The sequence below is a fragment of the Alteromonas antoniana genome, assembly GCF_019249295.1.
Classification (GTDB): domain Bacteria; phylum Pseudomonadota; class Gammaproteobacteria; order Enterobacterales; family Alteromonadaceae; genus Alteromonas; species Alteromonas antoniana.
On record NZ_JAESDH010000014.1, the window covers coordinates 1 to 18816 of the forward strand.

An 18816-nucleotide genomic window follows, 5' to 3' on the forward strand; every position below is an offset into this window, starting at 1 on the left:
TTCGATGGTGAGAGATGGCGTCGTGTGGGAAGAAAAAACAGCTTAAATTTCGGGTTGACGCCATAGTCGTTTGTTATATGCCATTAGTCACCCGAAGAGCCAACGCCACTGCTATCTTGGGGGCCGCCTCCAAAACTTTTGCGTGTTTTTGCTGGCGTATCCTGACTACGATTTAATAACCATAACCCAATAGCCGCAAAAAATGGGATTAACCAAACAATAAATATCTGAGCACCTTTTTGAAAGGTTTCCAAATCATCACGTCGCACCAGAAATATAGAAACAACCATATTGAGTAGAATCGCAATACCCACAATGAAGTGCCAAATTTCAAATCCCATTTAAAATCTCTCTTGGCATATAACGCCCCAATTAGGGGCACAAATACGTAGGCTAAAATCCTGAGCGAAGCGATGGGAGCCTACGTGTTTGTGTCCCAGCGAACGCAGTGAGCGACTATATTGGATTGTTATGTTCCAATGCTCAAGAATTGCACATAGCATTCTGTACAAAGCCAGTTATCGTTTTCAAGATTATGATAACCAACACCGTGCTCCTCATTTTCTGAGCTAAATAATTTCCACCAACAAATCTGACAGTGGTCATGGTCCCAAGTGGGAGAGTCGGCAGACCACTGCTCCTTGACCCAAGTCTTAGTTTTAGCCCATTCAATAGGTTCGTCTACGTCGGCACGCATCCATTCATCTCCGTGAATTAACACTACTGAACCTTTCATATTCCTCCTGGAACATAACACCCAAATAAGGGGCAATAACGGGCAGGCTATACTGCGAACGGAGTGAGTTGAGCCTGCGTGTTATTGTCCCAGTGCGCCTTTGGCGCACGACTTAATTTGATTGTTATACGCAAACCGAAAGCATAATACCAGTATGGTTAAAGAACTTGGAATAGGAGAGCAGCGTAGCTGAGCGAAGTTATGGTGCGCGAACCTTGTTTGACCGTGACAATACCGCTGCTTTTTGCAGAGAAGCGCCGAAAGGTGTTGAGAAAAGCCAGTCGCTGAAAGCAATGAAATTATTGAAAAAGGGTTGGTGTATAACAACTTACTAGATCCCAAAACGGTGCAAATTCACGGCCCACTTTGGGGTATTTAATTTCTGTGTATATCTGAGATTACTCCATAACCTTCGGGTTCTACCCCGTTTTTACGGACGGTTTGATAAAGACGTAAACTTGCTGTCTTGATTTGCTAGTCTACGTCGCATTCTTGGATTATGGAACCGCTCGACGTAATCGAATACGTCAGCTCTCGCTTCATCCCTTGTTCGATATTGTCGATAGTTAATCCGTTCACGCTTCAGTATACCGAAAAAACCTTCACAGGCGGCGTTGTCAGCGCAGTGGCCTACGGCACTCATGCTACTGATTAGGTTCTCGCGCTTGAGCAATCGCTGATAATCACCGCTGGTAAACTGTGTCCCGCGATCAGAGTGCAGCACTACGTTATGTTGCTCCTGCCGTTGCCAGACTGCCATTTCAACGGCACGCATGACCATGTGCCTGTCCTGGCGATGATGCATTGACCAACCCACGATGAGTTTGCTGAACAGGTCAAGCACCACACACAGGTAGAGCTTTCCTTCCAATGTCGCGATTTCAGTGATGTCAGTGACCCACTTGGTTTCCGGCTCCTGTGCGGTAAAGTCTCGTTCAAGATGATTGGCTAGACCAGCAGGACGCACTGAGCTGCGTTTTGTACCACGGCCTTTTTTGCGCGGCCAGCCGTAAATGCCATTCGCAGCCATGAGCCTTGCGATACGATTCAAACTGGCCTTGAGACCGTCGGTTTGCAGGTCTTCATGCATCCGCGGCGCGCCAATAATGCCGCCGCTGTCGTCGTGAATTTCTCGCATTCGCTCAAGCAACCGTGCGTTGGCGATATCACGCGCACTGGGCTGACGCTCCACCCATGCATAATAACCACTCGGTGAGACGTTTAGGCAGCGGCACATCATGCGAACTGCAAAGCTGTCGCGGCAACGCGATATCGCCTGATACCTTACGGTAACTCTTTGGCGAAGAACGTTGCCGCTTCTCGCAAAAAATCGCGTTCCTTTTTGACTTTAGCCAGCTCTCGTTTCAGTTTCGCCATTTCTTCATCACGGGGGCTGCCATGGCCTTTAAATGCTTGGTCTTTGTTTTGCTCTGCTTCACGTTTCCAACGATTTAACAGGTTTGGATTAACACCGATATCCAGTGCTATCTGGCGACAACTCACACCCGGTTGCTGGGTCAGTAAAACGGCTTCGCGTTTAAATTCCGGGGAATATTTTCTTCGTTTGGTCATAGACACTCCTTCTAGGCATAGTATGCCTCTTTATGGCTGTGTCCGTAAAATATGGGTAGAACCCTTCTCAAATAAAACACGAAACCCAAAATGGTGTTTTTGTCCTTTCGTTTAAATACGACAAAACGGCGGTATGCACAAAATGGTGTACTTCGCGCATGTTTTCCATCATTTCCCAGCTTTAGGTCAGTATTTTTAACAACATAATGGCGGTAGGCTGTTTTTATTTTTACGGCACACATGAAGTCTACTTTCCTCAATTCGCTTTACGAGTTTATGCTTATTAAGCGTTATGCAAAACGCACTATTGAAAACTACCTGAACTGGATTGCTGATTACATTCGGTTTCACCAGTATGCACACCCCGAAAAGCTCGATGAAACCCATGTCGAAGCGTATCTCACATATCTTGCAATTAAGCGAAAAGCCGCAGCCTCTACGCAGGCAACAGCACTGAATGCGCTGGTCTTTCTGTATGGGAAATATCTTGAAAAACCGCTACCAGAGGACATGAATTTTATAAACAGTGGTCGCGAGCGTAAGTTGCCTGTTGTGCTTACACAGCAAGAGGTAAAAGCACTGTTAAATCGAATTACGCCACAGCACTATCTGGCTGCCGCCATGCTTTACGGCAGCGGTCTCAGGCTAATGGAATGTGTGAGATTACGGGTAGGGGATATCGACTTCGATTATAAATGCGTTCGTATCTGGTTTGGTAAAGGCGGTAAGCATCGGGTAGCAACGCTTTCTGAATCTCTTATTTCTCACCTTCAGTCGCACATTTCACGGGCTGAAGTGTTGCTTGAACGTGATTTGCGCGTACCCGAATTTGCCGGTGCCTGGTTGCCTCAGGGCTTGATGAAGAAATACAAAACACGAAACAAACAAATCGAATGGCAGTATTTATTTCCCGCGCAAAAGTTGAGCATTGATCCGGAAAGTAAGCGCTTGAGGCGTCATCATATCGATGAGAAACAGGTTCAGCGCGCGGTGAGAAAAGCCGCAATTGATGCCGGCATTATTAAGCATGTCACGCCGCACACCCTACGACACTCCTTTGCCACGCACCTGTTACAGTCGGGCGCAGACATTCGTACCGTTCAGGATCAGCTTGGTCATGCTGACGTCAGAACGACGCAAATTTACACTCATATCCTGCAGCAGGGCGCGCACGGCGTGGTAAGTCCGCTGTCTAACCTTATTCTGTAAGCAACAAAAAAAGGGCCCGCAGGCCCTTTTCATACTTCAATCAAGTGTCGGTTACACGCGCTCAAAGATGGTCGCGATACCCTGACCCAAACCAATACACATGGTGGCAAGGCCAACGCTCTTGTCGTTGTCTTCCATCAGGTTAAGCAGCGTGGTGCTGATACGTGCGCCTGAGCAACCCAGTGGGTGGCCAAGTGCAATCGCACCACCGTTCAGGTTCACTTTCTCATCGTAATTGTCCAGCCAGCCCAGTTGCTTAATACAAGACAGCGCTTGCGCCGCAAAGGCTTCGTTGAACTCGGCAAGTTCGATGTCGTCCATGGTCATGCCGGCACGCTTAAGCGCTTTCTGAGTGGCTGGAACCGGGCCCTGACCCATAATTGCCGCGTCACAGCCAGCCACACCCATGGCACGGATGCGCGCCCGAGGTTTCAGCCCCAGTGCTTTGGCTTTGTCTGCCGACATCAGCAGCATGGCTGATGCACCATCAGAAATCGCAGATGACGTACCTGCGGTTACTGTACCGTTAACCGGATCGAATACCGGGCGCAGTGCAGCCATGGTTTCTACTGTGCTTTCCGGACGAATCACTTCATCAGCATCAATCATCTTCAGCACGCCACTGGCGTCATGACCTTCCACTGGCACAATTTCATTGTTCCAGCGGCCTTCCAGGTGCGCTTTGTGAGCACGCTGGTGCGAACGTGCACCGAATGCATCCTGCATTTCACGGCTGATGCCGTTCTGGCGACCTAACAGCTCGGCTGTCATCCCCATGTTGCCAGACGCTTTCGCGGTGTATTTGGCAAGGCCGGGGTGGAAGTCTACGTTGAACGTCATTGGCACGTGGCCCATATGCTCAACACCACCAATCATAAACACATCACCGTTGCCGGTCATAATGCCTTTGGCAGCATCATGCAGTGCCTGCATAGACGAGCCACACAGACGGTTTACTGTCACTGCACTGGTGCTGCGCGGAATGTCGGTCAGCAGCTGCGCATTACGGGCAATGTTAAAGCCCTGTTCTTTGGTTTGCTGTACGCAGCCCCAGATAATGTCTTCAATCTCTGAAGGATCCAGGTTCGGGTTGCGCTTAAGCAACGCGTTCATCAGGTGCGCTGACAGGGATTCAGCACGCACGTTTCTAAATACGCCACCCTTGGAGCGCCCCATTGGGGTACGAATGCAATCGATTACTACGACGTCTTTCATGTTCTGTCTCCTTTGGGTTTATGCGAAGTAAGATTTACCGTCGGCGGCCATTTGGCGCACACCGTCTGTAACCTGGTAAATCGGACCTAAGTGAGCGTACTTGTCAGCCATTTCGACGAAGTTCGCTAACCCAATTGTTTCAATCCAGCGGAAGATACCGCCACGGAACGGCGGGAAGCCAAGGCCATACAGCAGCGCCATATCGGCTTCTGATGCGCTGTCCACGATGCCTTCTTCCAGGCAGCGGATAGCTTCGTTCGCCATGGGTACCATCAATCGCGCAATGATTTCTTCTTTATCAAAATCACGGCTGTCTGCCACATGCTCTTTCATCAGGCCATATGCTTCTTCAGACGCGGTTTTGGTTGGACGGCCACGCTTATCAGTGCCGTAGTCGTAGAACCCTTTACCGTTCTTCTGACCCAGGCGCTTCGCATTGAACTGGATGGTCACAGGATCGTTGCCAATTTTTTGCATACGCTCCGGAATACCATCAGCCATTACGCCAGAGGCGTGATCGGCTGTATCCATGCCCACAACGTCAAGCAGATAGGCCGGGCCCATCGGCCAGCCAAAATCTTTTTCCATTACTTTATCGACTTTCACGAAGTCAGCACCGTCCAGCACCAGCTTGCTGAAGCCCGCAAAATAAGGGAAGAGTACACGGTTAACTAAGAAACCCGGGCAGTCATTTACCACAATCGGCGTTTTGCCCATCTTCAGCGTGGCAGCAACAACGGCGTTGATGGTCTCTTCTGAGGTTTTTTCACCACGGATAATTTCAACCAGCGGCATGCGGTGCACAGGGTTGAAGAAGTGCATACCACAAAAGCGCTCTGGTTTATCCAGGCTCTCTGCCAGTTGGTTAATGGAAATGGTAGAGGTGTTTGAACAGATGATCGCGTCATCCGCTACCACCGACTCGGTTTCTTTCAGCACGCTGGCTTTAATTTTCGGATTCTCTACCACGGCTTCGATAACCAGATCGGCATCTTTCATGGTGGAGTATTCCAGCGTTGGCGTAATGGCGTTCAGCGTGGTTGCCATTTTGGTGGCGTCTACCTTGCCGCGCTGCATGCCTTTACCCAGGATTTTCGCCGCTTCTTTCAAGCCTAAATCCAGCGCATCGCGGTTGATGTCTTTCATCACTACCGGCTGGCCTTTTGAGGCTGCCTGATAGGCAATGCCGCCACCCATGATGCCGGCACCCAGTACCGCAGTCAGGTTAATCTCTTTTGAAGACGACTTCGCCAGCTTCTTGCCTTTGCCTTTCACGTGTTGATCGGCCAGAAAAATACCAATCTGCGCTTGCGCGGCATCGGTTTTCGCCAGCTTCACAAAGCCTTCGTTTTCCAGCTTCAGGGCGCCATCGCGGTCTAGGCCAGAGGCGTTCTTCACGGTCTCTACCATCATGTGCGGGGCAGGGTAATGCTTGCCCGCTTTCGCCGCTACCATGGCTTGTGCGGTAGAGAAGCTCATCATGGCTTCGTTTTTGTTCAGGGCCAGCGGCGCTTTTTTCGCAGTGCGACGTTTTTCCCAGTCAATCTTGCCTTCTGCGGCATCTTTCAGCATCGAAAGCGCAGCGTCTTTTAACGCATCGGTCGCGACAACAGCATCAACCGCACCTTCGTTAAGGGCTTGCTGACCTTTGCGATCTTTTCCTGTGGTCATCCATTCAAGGGCATTGTCTGAACCAATCAGACGAGGCAGGCGAACGGTGCCGCCAAAGCCAGGCATCAGGCCAAGCTTCACTTCCGGCAAGCCAATGGATGCCGAGGTGTCGGCTACGCGAAGGTCACATGCCAGCGCCATTTCACAACCGCCGCCAAGGGCGAAGCCGTTTACCGCGGCTATGGTTGGGAAGGGCAGATCTTCAAAACGGTCAAATACCTGAGAGGTTTTGCCAACCCACTCTAATACTTCGTCATCCGACTTGCTGAACAGGTCTGTGAATTCGGTAATGTCAGCGCCAACAATAAACGCAGATTTACCACTGCGTACCAGTACGCCTTTCACATCATCGCGACCTTTTAAAGCCTGAGTGGCTTCATCCAGTTCGCTGACGGTCTGGCGATCGAACTTATTCACTGAGCCTGCGGCGTCAAACACCAGCTCAGCAAAACCGTCGTCAAGCATGCTGACGGACAGACTCTTGCCTTCGTATATCATTATCATCTCCTTTGGCATTGGCCAGGATGCCAGTACAGGGTCGTCCCTTTTGTGGGTACAAGGTGGAAAGTACGACTAATAACGTCGAAAAAGCTTCCAGGGATCGAATTGTACTGACGCGTTAGGGTGGCTAGATTCTTGACAAAGCCACGCAAAATTTCAATGAAAAATTCAAACAACTGTTTCAATTTGTGCAAAATATGGCGTCGTATGTCATTTTTTCAAGCCGAAACTCGACCAGTGACATACGAAAAAATGCGCAAACACGCGGATATATCAACTATGTGTTGCCAGCGCGCAAACATCTTCGCACCGGTGAGAAAAAAGCGACTTTCTGTGCATATTCCCCCTGAACCTGTTGATCGTTGTTCCGCTTTATTTAATTTACCTGGATTACCAGACCGCAATCGGCGCGCCGCGAGCAAAACGCATTTATCCCGAATAACATCCGTACATCAAAGATCAACAAACTCGGGTAACACAGAGTATGATTTCACAACCGCTTGGGTGTGGGCATGGTTGCAAACGAATCATTACAAGGTCGTCATGCTACCAATGTACACATGGACTTCTGCGAAACATCACTTGTATAATGGCTGCAGTTGAAGGTGATCGCCAGTCCTAACAACAATAACAAACCACCTGACAAAGTGCGTGAGTGCAGCCGGAGCCCCAGGGCCCGTTTACGATGCACAAGTTACACCTTTCTTTACGGGCCATAGTTTCCCGTCTGAGTGTTAAGTCGGTATGAATGTCGCATGCAATCATAGTGAATTTGTTCTTGCAGGTAGGGTGACACGATGGAAGTTTTCTCGTCGACATTAAGGAAGGCCCGGTGTTTTAGCGTTGCGCTGATCACGAGCTTGTTGCTGTGCGCATGGCCGGTGGCCGCGAAGTCCTTGTTGCCTAATGACGGTAAAGACGCCCAGCGAGAGGCATTCGAAGCCCTCGAAAAAGCCATCCAGCTTACTCCCCGAAATAAACTTCACTCTCTTACCAGCGAATTCGATGCCCTTCAGGGCTATCCGCTTTATCCATATCTTGTGCGGCAAAAATTGTTACGCGACTTAACCATTCGCAATCGCGAAGAGGTGGAACGTTTCCTGTTCGATTACGACGACCAGCCATTTGTTTACAGCCTGCGCCGTAAATGGCTGGCATACCTCGCAGAGAAAGGTCACAGAGATGCTTTTATGGCCAGCTATCGCGATAATATGGGAGCCGCCATTACCTGTCAGTATCTTGGCTATCAGGTAGAGATGGCAAGCAATCCGGCATACTGGCTGGCCAAGGTTGATGACATCTGGTTGTCAGGGGAGTCGCAACCGAACGAGTGTGACGACATATTTGCATTGTGGCGCAAGCACGGCATGATGACCGACGATAAAGTCCTTGGGCGTATCGAAAAAGCGGCGATGGGAGGCAATATACGCTTAGTACCGTATCTGCAAAAACGGTTATCTGATGATACCTACTACCTTGCTGATCTCTGGGAGCAGGCTCGCCGCTCAGCCCGTGTGGCATTGAAAGCCTCGCGCTTTCCGTTAAGAAATAAAGATGACGAAGCGCGCATTTTAGCCTGGTCTCTGGAGCGACTGGCATGGCAGCGTGTGGATGATGCCGTAAAAGGCTATTACCTGTGGCAGCCAAAGAAAATCTTCAGTGCTGAGCAGACGCGGGATATTTCCCGTGCTATCGCTCTGAGTATGGCAATAGACAATCATCCTGACTCTCGTGAGTGGCTGATAAAAGCCGATGTGTCCGGTGCGGATGAAGACGTAAAACGCTGGCATGTGGCTTATTTGCTTCGCCAGCAGCAATGGCAGCAGGTGTTAGCGGTAATAGGTAGCGCCAGCGACAAACGTCAGGAAGAAGATAATTTTCTGTACTGGCGTGGCCGCAGCTTTGATGCGCTTGGCATGCCCGAACAAGCCTCAATGGCCTACGAAGAGCTTGCTGGCGAGCGCCATTTTTATGGGTTTCTGGCCAGTGCGAAGCTGGCTAAAAAGCCCTCTCTGATGCATCGCCCTACACCGCGTGATCCGGCGGTTATCGAGCAAATTCGCAACCTGCCGTCTGCCAAACGGGCGTATGAATTTCTTCAGCTCGGACGCTTAATTGATGCCCGTCGCGAGTGGCGGCATTTGCTGTTTTCGCTTAATAGCACGCAGGTGAAAGATGCGGCTATCCTTGCCAGCGAGTGGGGATGGTACGATCAGGCCATCATCAGTTTTGCCCGCAGCGGCTACTGGGATGATGTTGAACGTCGCTTCCCGCTGGCGTATGCACCCGAATTTTCCTCAGTGGGTAAAACCTATAATGTGCCTCAGGCATTTGCGATGGCGATTGCGCGCCGGGAAAGCTCGTTTATGTCAGATGCGGTATCACCGGCAGGCGCTACAGGACTCATGCAGCTAATGCCCGGTACCGCGCAGTATATTTCAGAGCAGCGGGTAAACCGCCAGACCCTGTTTGAGCCAGACAAGAATCTGCATTTTGGAGTGCAGTATTTACGTTATCTGATGGATAAGCTCGACGATAACCCGGTGTTGGTATCGGCCTCCTACAATGCGGGCTGGAAACGGGTGCTGGAATGGCTGCCTGAAAAGCAGGCATTGCCCACTGACATCTGGATTGAAAACATCCCTTACCGTGAAACCCGCCATTACGTGAAAGCCGTGCTGGCTTATCGTTATATTTACGAGCAGCAGCTTGGCGAGCCTTCAGAACTATTCAATGAGCTGGCAACGCGTCCAATCCCTGCCGCCACGTCAATTATAGAGAGTCAGTCGACGGGACAGTTGCAACTGGCGCCGCAGTAGACGGCACCCGCTGACAAGCGCGTGGTGACGAAACGGTAAAGTACATCCCCCGGGTATCGACAAGTGGCATCGCGACTTTCCGGTTTCCAAGCTTGCTTACATACACACCATAACGTCTGAGCCAGAGTCATGGTAAACTATGCGCCATTGAAGAACGCGGGCAGCGGCATAACCCTTTTTTGCGGGTTTGGCCGGTCCAGCTTGTTGTGCAATAAACGGCAGGCCAGGGTATTGCCCGTTCACAAGGTTTAACAGATTACAGCAATGAGGTTTTATGACTGACCATAAGGCAACGTATCAGGCGCATATTGAAGAGCTGCAGGCTCGCACACGTGAAGCATTGCAGCGAGAGGGTTTAGATGGACTGGTGATCCATTCAGGACAGGGCAAACGCCTGTTTCTGGATGACAACCACTATCCGTTTAAAGTAAATCCGCAGTTCAAAGCCTGGGTGCCGGTTGTTGATAACCCCAATTGCTGGCTGGTGGTAAACGGCACAGACAAGCCCAAACTGATTTTTTATCGCCCGGTAGATTTCTGGCATAAAGTGCCGCCAGAGCCCAATGATTTCTGGACAGACAGCTTCGATATCATTTTGCTTAAGCAGGCTGACGCGGTAGAAAAACATCTGCCATATGACAAAACCCGTCTGGCCTATATCGGTGAATATATCGAAGTGGCCCGTGCTCTGGGCTTTGAAAACGTCAATCCTGATCGCGTGCTGCATTATCTGCATTATCAGCGTGCGTATAAAACTGATTACGAACTCGACTGCATGCGTGAAGCGAACAAGCTGGCGGTGGCTGGTCATAATGCGGCTGCTGAGGCATTTCGTCAGGGCGGTAGTGAGTTTGATATCAATCTGGCTTACGCGAAGGCGTCCCGTCAGGGGGACAACGATGTGCCCTATACCAGCATTGTGGCGTTAAATGAGCATGCGTCGATTTTGCACTACATGCAGTGCGATACGGTAGCGCCGAAGCAAAACCGTTCGTTTCTGATCGACGCGGGTGCAAATTACCATGGCTATGCCGCAGATATCACCCGTACCTACGCGATGGAAGATAACCATTTTGCGGATCTTATCAAAGCCGTCGATAAGGTGACGGTTACCTTAGGTGATGCGCTTAAGCCGGGCGTAGCCTATACCGACATTCACCTTCTGGCTCATGATGGCATTGCTCAGATCCTGCATGACACGGGTATCGTTAATCTGGCAGCGCCTGACATTGTTGAGCAGGGCCTCACCCGTACCTTCTTCCCACACGGTATCGGCCATTTCCTTGGTCTGCAGGTACATGATGTCGGTGGCTTGGTAAATGACGACCGCGGTACACCAAAGCCGTCTCCTGATGAGCATCCGTTCCTTCGCTGTACCCGCGTCGTTGAGCCGCGTCAGGTATTTACTATCGAACCGGGCCTCTATTTCATCGATAGTTTGCTGGCAGACCTGAAATCGTCACCAGCCTCTAAATACATTAATTGGGATACGATTGAACAATATCGACCATTCGGCGGTATTCGTATTGAAGACAACATAATCGTTCATCGTGATCGCAACGAGAACATGACCCGGGATTTAGGTCTCGAGTAAGGCTTAAAGGAAAAGGAGCGCAGGGATGCCAGACGCCGGAATTATTACATTACTGATTGTGTCGCTGATTGCCGGGCTTGCTATGCCCGCAGGCGCGCTGCTGGCATCCGTACATGGTTTTCAGCCTAAGTGGCTGGAGAAGGAGCTTCGTCACGGTGTCCTGGCTTTGGGAGCCGGGGCGCTGGTTTCCGCTGTTGCGCTGGTGTTAGTGCCGGAGGGCATAAAAGATGTGTCGGTATTAGCGGCATGCCTCTGCTTTGTCGGCGGCGCGCTTGCATTTATGGCGCTGGACATTTATCTGGCAAAAAACAAAACACCGGCCAGTCAGCTTGCCGCTATGCTCAGCGACTTTATTCCCGAATCAATAGCGCTTGGCACCACTGCCGCGTTAGGCGGGGGCACTTTGCTGCTGGGCCTGCTCATTACGGTGCAAAATCTGCCGGAAGGCTTTAATGCCTATCGGGAAATGCGAGCCAAAAACCGCGACAACCGCAAAAAAATTGTCTTGCTGTTCTGCGTAATGTCACTGCTTGGGCCTGTCATGGCCGCTGTAGGCTATTTCTGGCTGGCTGACTATCCGGTAATAATCAGCGGTATTATGCTGTTTGCCGCAGGTGGTATTTTGTATTCTGTGTTACAGGACATTGCGCCACAAATTCGAATGGAAAATCATTGGATGCCGCCGTTAGGAGGCATATTAGGATTTCTTATCGGTATAATTGGCTACATGGTGGAAGGGTAATCGTTAGCTGAGCAGGGCAACGGTTATCACAATTTGACGACGGTTATTACAGTAATAATTATTTCAGCACGGCAACGTTTATCTCGGTACGACAACGGTCATCGCTGCGGTATGACAGCTATCAGAATGATACGGCCTTAGCGTCTACCGCACCCAGAATAATATAAACCAGTCCTTCACAAAGCCTCGCCTGTACCGTCGCTGATGTCTCCTGATTATCAAAAGCCTCGTTAATTTGCGCTACGCAGGTTTCCAGATCCGGTGATGGTGACATAATCAGTGTCATGTCCCAGCCATCAAACTTGCTTGCTTCAATAGGCGTGTCCTGCAATACCATGAACTCAAAATGGCGCTGGTCAGCCTGAATCTTACTCAACAATGGCGTAAGTAGCGCCTCATCCCCTTCAAGAACCTGATAAAAATAGCGGTTAATAGCAATCAGTGCGCCCTGAATGCCAACTGCGCTATTGGCGGCTTTGGCATGAGAGCTAATCTCTCTTATTTCAGTACCGCCAACATGATCAGCAATATGACTTCGATAGATGATGCGTTTTAACATGAGGCCTTCACATTTACTCGTTATCACTTTTACGCACCAAGGAGTAATCGGATCGTAATTTAGCCTCGCAGAGGCCTTTTTAAGGCAGGCCAGAACTGCGTCGCTTTTCCCTCAACCTGAATCAGGTGCCGCGAGAGAATTTTTGCAGTTTTCTTTGCAATGTCCTGCGGTGCATCCCAAGCGCCGTCGCCGTAGCGCTGATATTGCCGTCATTCTCCTGGAGAACCCGTTCGATGTGCTCTCTTTCCACCTGACCGGGAGAGAGCGGAATGAAGTTGTGATCCTCTGTTACTGCTGAACCGGACAGCCGGTGAATAATTTCTTTAAGGCTGACAGGCTTTGCAAGATAATCTGTCGCCCCTTTTTTAATAGCCGCTACCGTTGTGGCAATACTCGCATACCCGGTTAATACAATAAGGTGGGTAGGGCTGTATCGCGCTTTTAGTTCGGGGATGGCATTCAGGCTACTCTCTTTTCCCAATTGCATATCCAGCAAAATGGCATCTACTTCATTATTGCTATCGCTCGCGTATGCTGCCTCCACAGAATCGAAAGCAGATACACAGATATCCCCTGACATCTCAAGACGTCGTGACAAGGTAGAGAGAAAGGCACGATCATCATCAATAATCAGTATGTGCATGGTGCATTCACCGGCAGTCTGATTTCGGTCGTCAGGATATTACCTGTTAACGTCCATTGTACGCGTCCGTTGAAACGCTCAATGGTGGCGTTGCTGACTATAGCGCCAACGCCATGCCCCTCTGCACTGGGTACAATTTGGCGACCAAGGAGGTTAAGCGTATCCTCATCAATAGACGTCGGGTTCGAAACACGGAGCAGCCAGTGCTGTTCTGTGACAGAAGATGAGACCTGAATGGGCGCAGCGCTGCCTTCCGGGCTGGCATCACAGGCATTAATAAGAATACTGCTCAATGCTGGCAATACCGTTCTGTCAGCAGTTATCGTGTACTCTGTAGATGGTGAAATCTCCCAGGTTACCTGTGTTTCAGGGCGCGCATTCAACAGTATTGATTTGAGCTGATCATGCAAGAAAGTCAGTGAGAAGGCGTGCAGTTTTTTTGCGCGTACATCGTTTGCAATTTCCCGCCATTCACTAAGTTGGTTTTCTACTCGCGAAAATTCAATTAAGAGATCGGACAGCCACGGCGGCGGTGATGAAGATTCCTCAGCTTCTTCAAGTAGCAATTTGATGGTTTGTACCGGCGTTGCCACATCATGAGTTAATTGTGCTGCCGCTGTGCCTATCGCTAACAATTGCTCGTTACGCATCTGTTGCTCACGCTGAAGTTGCAGTTGCTCTTCATGCAGAGAGAGTTGTCGTTTAAAGTACAACACCACCACGCCAATCAAAAGACTACTGAACGCAAAGCTCATCACCATTCCATGGTAGTGACTCTGCATAACATGGCCGACATGGCCCGTTTCGCCTGGAAATAATAGCTGGGCTGCCTGACAGCCTATACTGATTGCCACTAGCGCGCTTGAAAGCCGCAGTGGGAGCAACATAAAGGCGAGTACGACAGGAACCAGAAGAATCGAACCAAAAGGGTTGGTAGCACCGCCGTTAAATGCCAAAACTATGTTTACTGAAAAAATTTCAGCCAACAAAAGTGATGCTATCAACCAATTGGAAAACTGGCGCCGTCTTAAACTGACGAACAGCAGTAATAACAACATGTCGTATTAATCGCCTTATACTTTTCAGTGAGGTTATCAGAACCTGTATTTGGCGGCTATATTAAACGAGCGCCCTTCCCCTGCAAGCTGTTCGAATGCTGAGCTTCTTTGCATTCTTATATCCGCTACACTAACGCCGCCCAAGGGCAAGTCGTAGTTTTTATCCAGAAGATTGGTGATACCAGCGCTTAACTGCCAGTTTTGCCAACCAACATTGGTATATATGTTTACGATACTGAACGCGTCGGTTGTGTTTTCGAGGCGTCTTGGGTCTACGCGGTTTTTATCGTCTGTCCATTGTAATTCCAGTCGATTTTGCCACGCGCCTAATTCGTGCAGAAGGCTGAGTTTTAACTGCCAGGGGACGATTTGATACAAAGCATCATTAGTGTCGTCACGACTACCTCGCGTAAGGTTGGCGCTGGCGTTAACGCTGAGCCTGCCTGCGTCATCGCTTTCAAACACGTGTTGCTTTGCAGAGAGTCTGACACCAAACAAGGTAGCATCAACATTGGTAAACTGAAGTTTGTTTCTTTTAGCTTGTGGATTGTCAGTGCTGTTAAACGCAAAAAACGTGTCCGTCACTGTGACATCAACATAGTCTTCCACTTTGGTGTAATAGGGCGTAACAGATACAGATGTGGTATCGGCATCGTTGGCATAAGAGTAGGTAATGCTCGCAGTAGTGGCTGTTTCTGGTTTCAGCTCAATGTTGCCTATGTAGCCGTTACCATCGCCAAACCAGCCGATCATGGTAGTGGCCATCGTTCCACGCCCCCAACTGTAGCGTTCATAGAGGTTCGGCGCCCGGTTCTTGCGCGCCAGGCCAAATTGCCACTGGTGATTACTTGATGCTGAGTAGGTGAGAAGTAAACTGATGTCGGTAAGAAAATCTGACTGCTTTTTGTCTGAGGCGTTGAAGTCATCAGCCGCTTCTGCGTCGACGTTCGGCATTCCCATCATGGGCATGCGGTTGTAAGGAGAAACCTCCCCCGTGTCGGTGGTGACGTCTTCCACGCGAATGCCAGCTAACAGGGTGATGTGACTTGACAGCGCTTTGCCTGACTCCAGGTATGCAGCCAGGCGTTTACGTGTTCCGTCATTGATATTGATGTAATCGTTGGGGCCCATCATCATTGAATCAGCAATTGCTGGCCACCAGTCATCAAGACGGTATTCATGATACTCCAGCCCCATAGCGAGAGAATGTGACGGGTTTAAATTGGTGTCCCAGCGGAATGTAAGAGCACGATCGACAGCATCAGTGTTCATCGGCATCATTCCCGTTTTTTCATCGGTGAAAAAGCCCATTTCGTGTGTTACCTGATGCCAGTTGGCCTGAATTTGCAGGCGCTGTTCATCAAACTGACGGGTGTATCGGGCAATGACCCCGAGACTGTTATTGTCAGTCATGTCCATATACTGGTTAGCAAAGCCCTGGAAAGGAATTGATTGGTGGGTCAGTTTAATCGCAAACTGCTCTGATTCATCCTGTATTGCGGCCGTAATACTATGATTCTGCGCTCGGTACAGCGTGTCGAACACGGTGTCACCGTTTCCATCTTCATAACTTTCTGCATCTTCAAAGGCGCCGGTGTAACTCACACTAACGCTTTCACTGGCTACCTGAAAACCTGCATCAATGCCTTTTAAATTATTATTGCTACGGTAGTGCGAGCCGAGATAACCCGATTGAAATGCCAGCGAATCCGTATCGCTGAAAATAGGCTCAATGGTATCGACGCGAATAACTCCCGCAATATTGTCTCCCCCGAAACTAACCGGAGAGACCCCGGCAAACACACTTGCAGAATGAACCTGGCTTGGAGAGACGTAAGAAAGAGGCGGGTTCATTTGATTAGCGCATGCAGAGGTAATGGACGCGCCGTCGATAGTAACTGCTACCCGGTCTCCCATCAGCCCGTTAATAACCGGCAACGCGGAAACGCCTCCAGCAGCAGAGAAATCAACTTGCTCGCCAATTAATGACGCCATGGATTGGCCATTGCTGCCAAAAGGATTACTACCGGATACTTGTATATGTTCTACATGGCTATCGTTACCAAGAGAAGGATTTGAAAATGTGGCTGTCGCTATCGCAGTCAGGCAAAAAGTTGATATGTTCTTCATTAACCAGTTAATTTTATGTGAGTTTGCGAAAATCATATCAAGGGAGCGAATTGGATCAGATGCGACAAATTGTCGCAGTGGGTCTGGAAGCCCTGCAAGTGACTTATTTACCGGATACTGTCGAGGAAGGTACCACGGACGCTTCCGCGATACCTGAGGTAGAAATTAGTTGGTTCTGGCAACCGATAGGTATGCAAGACTGATTAACGCTTCTTTGTAAGGAGAGTCATTAATCTCGGATAAGGCATCTACAGCCATCTGCACTTCTTTACCGGCACACTCGGTGGTGTACGCTATCGCCCCGGTATCAGCCATAATTGACTGAATTCGAGATAAGTGAGGAAGGCCGTTACTGTTCTCAATAGCGTCACGAATAAGCGCTTTGTCTTCTTCATTTTCTGCGTGCCACATAGCATAAAGCAGTGGCAGGGTAGGCTTGCCTTCGGCCAGGTCATCACCCGCATTTTTGCCCATTTCATCACTGTCAGCGGTGTAATCCAGAATATCATCGGCTAACTGGAACGCCGTGCCCAGATGTTTGCCGTAGTCCTGCATCGCCTGCTCAATATGGGGCGGCTGTTCCGTGAGAACGGCAGCTAACTGAGTAGCCGCTTCAAACAAGCGCGCGGTTTTGCCATAAATCACATCAAAGTAACGCGACTCGGTGGTATCAGGATCGTTACAGTTCATTAGCTGCAACACTTCACCTTCGGCAATCTGATTTGTTGCTTCAGACAGAATTTCCATTACCCGCATCTGTTCCAGACTCACCATCATCTGAAAAGAGCGTGTATAGAGGAAATCACCAACGAGTACCGATGCCTGATTACCGAAAATGGCATTGGCAGTCTCGCGGCCACGACGAAGCGTAGACTCATCTACCACATCGTCATGCAATAACGTGGCGGTGTGGATGAATTCGATAATCGCGGCCAGCGTGTGGTGTTGCTGGGTTTCAATTCCCATCGCACGTGCTGACAACACGGTCAGAAGCGGGCGCAACCGTTTACCGCCGCTATTCACGATGTAGAACCCTAACTGGTTAATCAGCGCGACATCCGAGTCGACTTGCTGTTGAATCAACGCATTCACCGCCTTCATATCGTCTTCGGCAAGTGAACGAATTTGATCTAAATCCATAGGCATTGGCTGTCTTTAATTATAATCGCTTATTTTGGGCCGATTGTACCTGAAAGCCGAGGACTATCCACCTTGTCAGCCTGAAAAAAGCGCTGCTAGGCGTAATTTTATCCCGACGTGCCGTTTTGTAGCACAACACTGCACTTAGCAGACAAGGCGCTTGTGTGGATGAGCATACGCTTATAAACTAGCAAAATTGGCGGGCACGCAGCGGCGATTCTCCACCTGATCCTGTGCATATTTGACTGATCACAAGGTACTTACCGGGGTTTATGAAAAGTTAAAATGTAATTTTGAACAGTATCTTACGTGCAATACTAACGCAAAATACTGTGAGGAAACGGTGGTTTTCAGGGCCCTCGCGAAAGAATTAACGCAATGAGTGAAAAATAATCTATTTTTGCGTTTTTCGGGGTTGTGATCTCAGGATGTTTCACGTACAATTCGCGCCCTGTTTTTTGAATTGAAGCGTCAAGTGACGCAGAGCGGAGTTAAATATGTACGCGGTTTTCCAAAGTGGCGGTAAACAACACCGTGTGGCCGAAGGCCAAACCGTTCGTCTTGAAAAAATCGAAGTCGCACCAGGCGAGTCGGTTGAATTTGACAATGTATTAATGGTTAGCAACGGTGACGATGTTAAAATCGGCACTCCTCTTGTTGCTGGTGGTAAAGTGACTGCAGAAGTGATTACTCACGGTCGTGGCGAAAAGATTAAAATCGTCAAGTTCCGTCGTCGTAAGCACTCTCGTTCACAAATGGGTCATCGTCAGTGGTTCACTGAAGTGAAGATCACTGGTATCAACGCATAATAGGAGCACGAACACATGGCACATAAAAAAGCTGGTGGTAGTACCAAAAACGGTCGCGATTCCGAAAGTAAACGCCTCGGTGTTAAGCGCTTCGGTGGTGAATCAGTTCTTGCTGGTAACATCATTGTTCGTCAACGTGGTACTCGTTTCCACGCAGGCGACAACATGGGTATCGGCAAAGACCACACCCTGTTTGCACTGAAAGACGGCAAGGTTCAGTTCGACGTTAAAGGTCCTAAGAACCGTAAGTTCGTGAGCATCGTAGCTGAGTAAGCGCAGAGCTCTCGCCGAACAGGCTAAGAAAAACCCCGCGCTTGCGGGGTTTTTTGTTTCTGATGCAGAAAGTGCTTGCGTTGAAATGCGTAGTCAGGCGCTGTGTCAAACAGCCCTTTGAGGCCCGCCGTCACTGCAAGCCAGC

Annotated in this window: 15 protein-coding genes and 1 pseudogene; 6 read left to right on the forward strand and 10 right to left on the reverse strand. The window is 49.6% G+C overall.

The window, feature by feature from the left end; translation table 11 throughout:
- Nucleotides 1-83 precede the first annotated feature (83 nt).
- From JKP77_RS12565 to JKP77_RS12575, 3 genes and pseudogenes are all read right to left on the reverse strand, one after another.
- The gene (locus JKP77_RS12565; protein WP_218311584.1) at nucleotides 84-341 is read right to left on the reverse strand and encodes a hypothetical protein; all 258 of its coding nucleotides are present in this window, start codon (nucleotides 339-341) and stop codon (nucleotides 84-86) included.
- Between the two features lie 128 nt (nucleotides 342-469).
- On the reverse strand, nucleotides 470-736 hold the full coding sequence (locus JKP77_RS12570; protein ID WP_218311585.1) for a hypothetical protein: 267 nt from the start codon (nucleotides 734-736) through the stop codon (nucleotides 470-472).
- Between the two features lie 419 nt (nucleotides 737-1155).
- Nucleotides 1156-2308 (reverse strand): annotated as a pseudogene (locus JKP77_RS12575) (IS3 family transposase).
- 240 nt (nucleotides 2309-2548) lie between these two features.
- Between JKP77_RS12575 and JKP77_RS12580 the strand changes: the two are divergent.
- On the forward strand, nucleotides 2549-3517 hold the full coding sequence (locus JKP77_RS12580) for an integron integrase (RefSeq protein WP_218311587.1): 969 nt from the start codon (nucleotides 2549-2551) through the stop codon (nucleotides 3515-3517).
- A gap of 51 nt (nucleotides 3518-3568) precedes the next feature.
- On the opposite strand, the gene fadA is transcribed toward JKP77_RS12580, so the two are convergent.
- Entirely contained in the window at nucleotides 3569-4732 is a 1164-nt protein-coding gene (gene fadA, locus JKP77_RS12585; protein ID WP_218311588.1) for an acetyl-CoA C-acyltransferase FadA, read from the reverse strand.
- A gap of 18 nt (nucleotides 4733-4750) precedes the next feature.
- Nucleotides 4751-6901 (reverse strand): fatty acid oxidation complex subunit alpha FadB, encoded by a 2151-nt coding sequence (gene fadB, locus JKP77_RS12590; RefSeq protein WP_218311589.1) that lies wholly within the window; start codon nucleotides 6899-6901, stop codon nucleotides 4751-4753.
- Nucleotides 6902-7701: 800 nt separating this feature from the next.
- Between fadB and JKP77_RS12595 the strand changes: the two genes are divergently transcribed.
- The 3 genes from JKP77_RS12595 (at nucleotide 7702) to JKP77_RS12605 (ending at nucleotide 12059) form a co-directional block, all read left to right on the forward strand.
- A complete protein-coding gene (locus JKP77_RS12595) occupies nucleotides 7702-9723 on the forward strand; it encodes a transglycosylase SLT domain-containing protein (protein WP_218311590.1) in 2022 nt (673 codons plus the stop codon).
- Nucleotides 9724-9997: 274 nt separating this feature from the next.
- On the forward strand, nucleotides 9998-11317 hold the full coding sequence (pepQ, locus tag JKP77_RS12600; RefSeq protein ID WP_218311591.1) for a Xaa-Pro dipeptidase: 1320 nt from the start codon (nucleotides 9998-10000) through the stop codon (nucleotides 11315-11317).
- A gap of 25 nt (nucleotides 11318-11342) precedes the next feature.
- Nucleotides 11343-12059, forward strand: a complete 717-nt coding sequence (locus JKP77_RS12605) for a ZIP family metal transporter (RefSeq protein WP_218311592.1) — start codon at nucleotides 11343-11345, stop codon at nucleotides 12057-12059.
- Nucleotides 12060-12180: 121 nt separating this feature from the next.
- Here the strand turns inward: JKP77_RS12605 and JKP77_RS12610 are convergent, their stop codons facing one another.
- From JKP77_RS12610 to ispB, 5 genes are all read right to left on the reverse strand, one after another.
- Nucleotides 12181-12618 (reverse strand): BLUF domain-containing protein, encoded by a 438-nt coding sequence (locus JKP77_RS12610; protein ID WP_218311593.1) that lies wholly within the window; start codon nucleotides 12616-12618, stop codon nucleotides 12181-12183.
- Between the two features lie 121 nt (nucleotides 12619-12739).
- Nucleotides 12740-13261 (reverse strand): response regulator transcription factor, encoded by a 522-nt coding sequence (locus JKP77_RS12615; RefSeq protein ID WP_218311594.1) that lies wholly within the window; start codon nucleotides 13259-13261, stop codon nucleotides 12740-12742.
- Nucleotides 13249-14115 carry a sensor histidine kinase gene (locus JKP77_RS12620; RefSeq protein WP_218311595.1) on the reverse strand — a complete coding sequence of 289 codons (867 nt, stop codon included), beginning with the start codon at nucleotides 14113-14115 and terminating at the stop codon, nucleotides 13249-13251. The genes JKP77_RS12615 and JKP77_RS12620 overlap by 13 nt, the downstream gene beginning before the upstream one ends.
- Nucleotides 14116-14355: 240 nt before the next feature.
- Nucleotides 14356-16485: a TonB-dependent receptor gene (locus JKP77_RS12625; RefSeq protein WP_420840067.1), complete on the reverse strand. Its 2130-nt coding sequence runs from the start codon at nucleotides 16483-16485 to the stop codon at nucleotides 14356-14358.
- A 129-nt stretch (nucleotides 16486-16614) separates the two neighbouring features.
- The gene (gene ispB, locus JKP77_RS12630) at nucleotides 16615-17589 is read right to left on the reverse strand and encodes an octaprenyl diphosphate synthase (RefSeq protein ID WP_218311597.1); all 975 of its coding nucleotides are present in this window, start codon (nucleotides 17587-17589) and stop codon (nucleotides 16615-16617) included.
- Between the two features lie 497 nt (nucleotides 17590-18086).
- Here ispB and rplU point away from each other — a divergent pair, with 497 nt between their 5' ends.
- Together rplU and rpmA are read left to right on the forward strand one after the other, a co-directional pair.
- Nucleotides 18087-18398, forward strand: a complete 312-nt coding sequence (gene rplU, locus JKP77_RS12635; RefSeq protein ID WP_218311598.1) for a 50S ribosomal protein L21 — start codon at nucleotides 18087-18089, stop codon at nucleotides 18396-18398.
- Between the two features lie 15 nt (nucleotides 18399-18413).
- Nucleotides 18414-18671: a 50S ribosomal protein L27 gene (gene rpmA / locus JKP77_RS12640; RefSeq protein WP_012517170.1), complete on the forward strand. Its 258-nt coding sequence runs from the start codon at nucleotides 18414-18416 to the stop codon at nucleotides 18669-18671.
- Nucleotides 18672-18816 lie beyond the last annotated feature (145 nt).

Coding starts and splice junctions, on each gene's coding strand:
- JKP77_RS12615 (WP_218311594.1), bottom strand. CDS start 13,261: ATGCACATACTGATTATTGATGATGATCGTGCCTTTCTCTCTACCTTG.
- JKP77_RS12610 (WP_218311593.1), bottom strand. CDS start 12,618: ATGTTAAAACGCATCATCTATCGAAGTCATATTGCTGATCATGTTGGC.
- pepQ (WP_218311591.1), top strand. CDS start 9,998: ATGACTGACCATAAGGCAACGTATCAGGCGCATATTGAAGAGCTGCAG.
- JKP77_RS12595 (WP_218311590.1), top strand. CDS start 7,702: ATGGAAGTTTTCTCGTCGACATTAAGGAAGGCCCGGTGTTTTAGCGTT.
- JKP77_RS12570 (WP_218311585.1), bottom strand. CDS start 736: ATGAAAGGTTCAGTAGTGTTAATTCACGGAGATGAATGGATGCGTGCC.
- ispB (WP_218311597.1), bottom strand. CDS start 17,589: ATGGATTTAGATCAAATTCGTTCACTTGCCGAAGACGATATGAAGGCG.
- JKP77_RS12605 (WP_218311592.1), top strand. CDS start 11,343: ATGCCAGACGCCGGAATTATTACATTACTGATTGTGTCGCTGATTGCC.
- JKP77_RS12565 (WP_218311584.1), bottom strand. CDS start 341: ATGGGATTTGAAATTTGGCACTTCATTGTGGGTATTGCGATTCTACTC.
- fadA (WP_218311588.1), bottom strand. CDS start 4,732: ATGAAAGACGTCGTAGTAATCGATTGCATTCGTACCCCAATGGGGCGC.
- rplU (WP_218311598.1), top strand. CDS start 18,087: ATGTACGCGGTTTTCCAAAGTGGCGGTAAACAACACCGTGTGGCCGAA.
- JKP77_RS12625 (WP_420840067.1), bottom strand. CDS start 16,485: ATGATTTTCGCAAACTCACATAAAATTAACTGGTTAATGAAGAACATA.
- JKP77_RS12580 (WP_218311587.1), top strand. CDS start 2,549: ATGAAGTCTACTTTCCTCAATTCGCTTTACGAGTTTATGCTTATTAAG.
- rpmA (WP_012517170.1), top strand. CDS start 18,414: ATGGCACATAAAAAAGCTGGTGGTAGTACCAAAAACGGTCGCGATTCC.
- fadB (WP_218311589.1), bottom strand. CDS start 6,901: ATGATATACGAAGGCAAGAGTCTGTCCGTCAGCATGCTTGACGACGGT.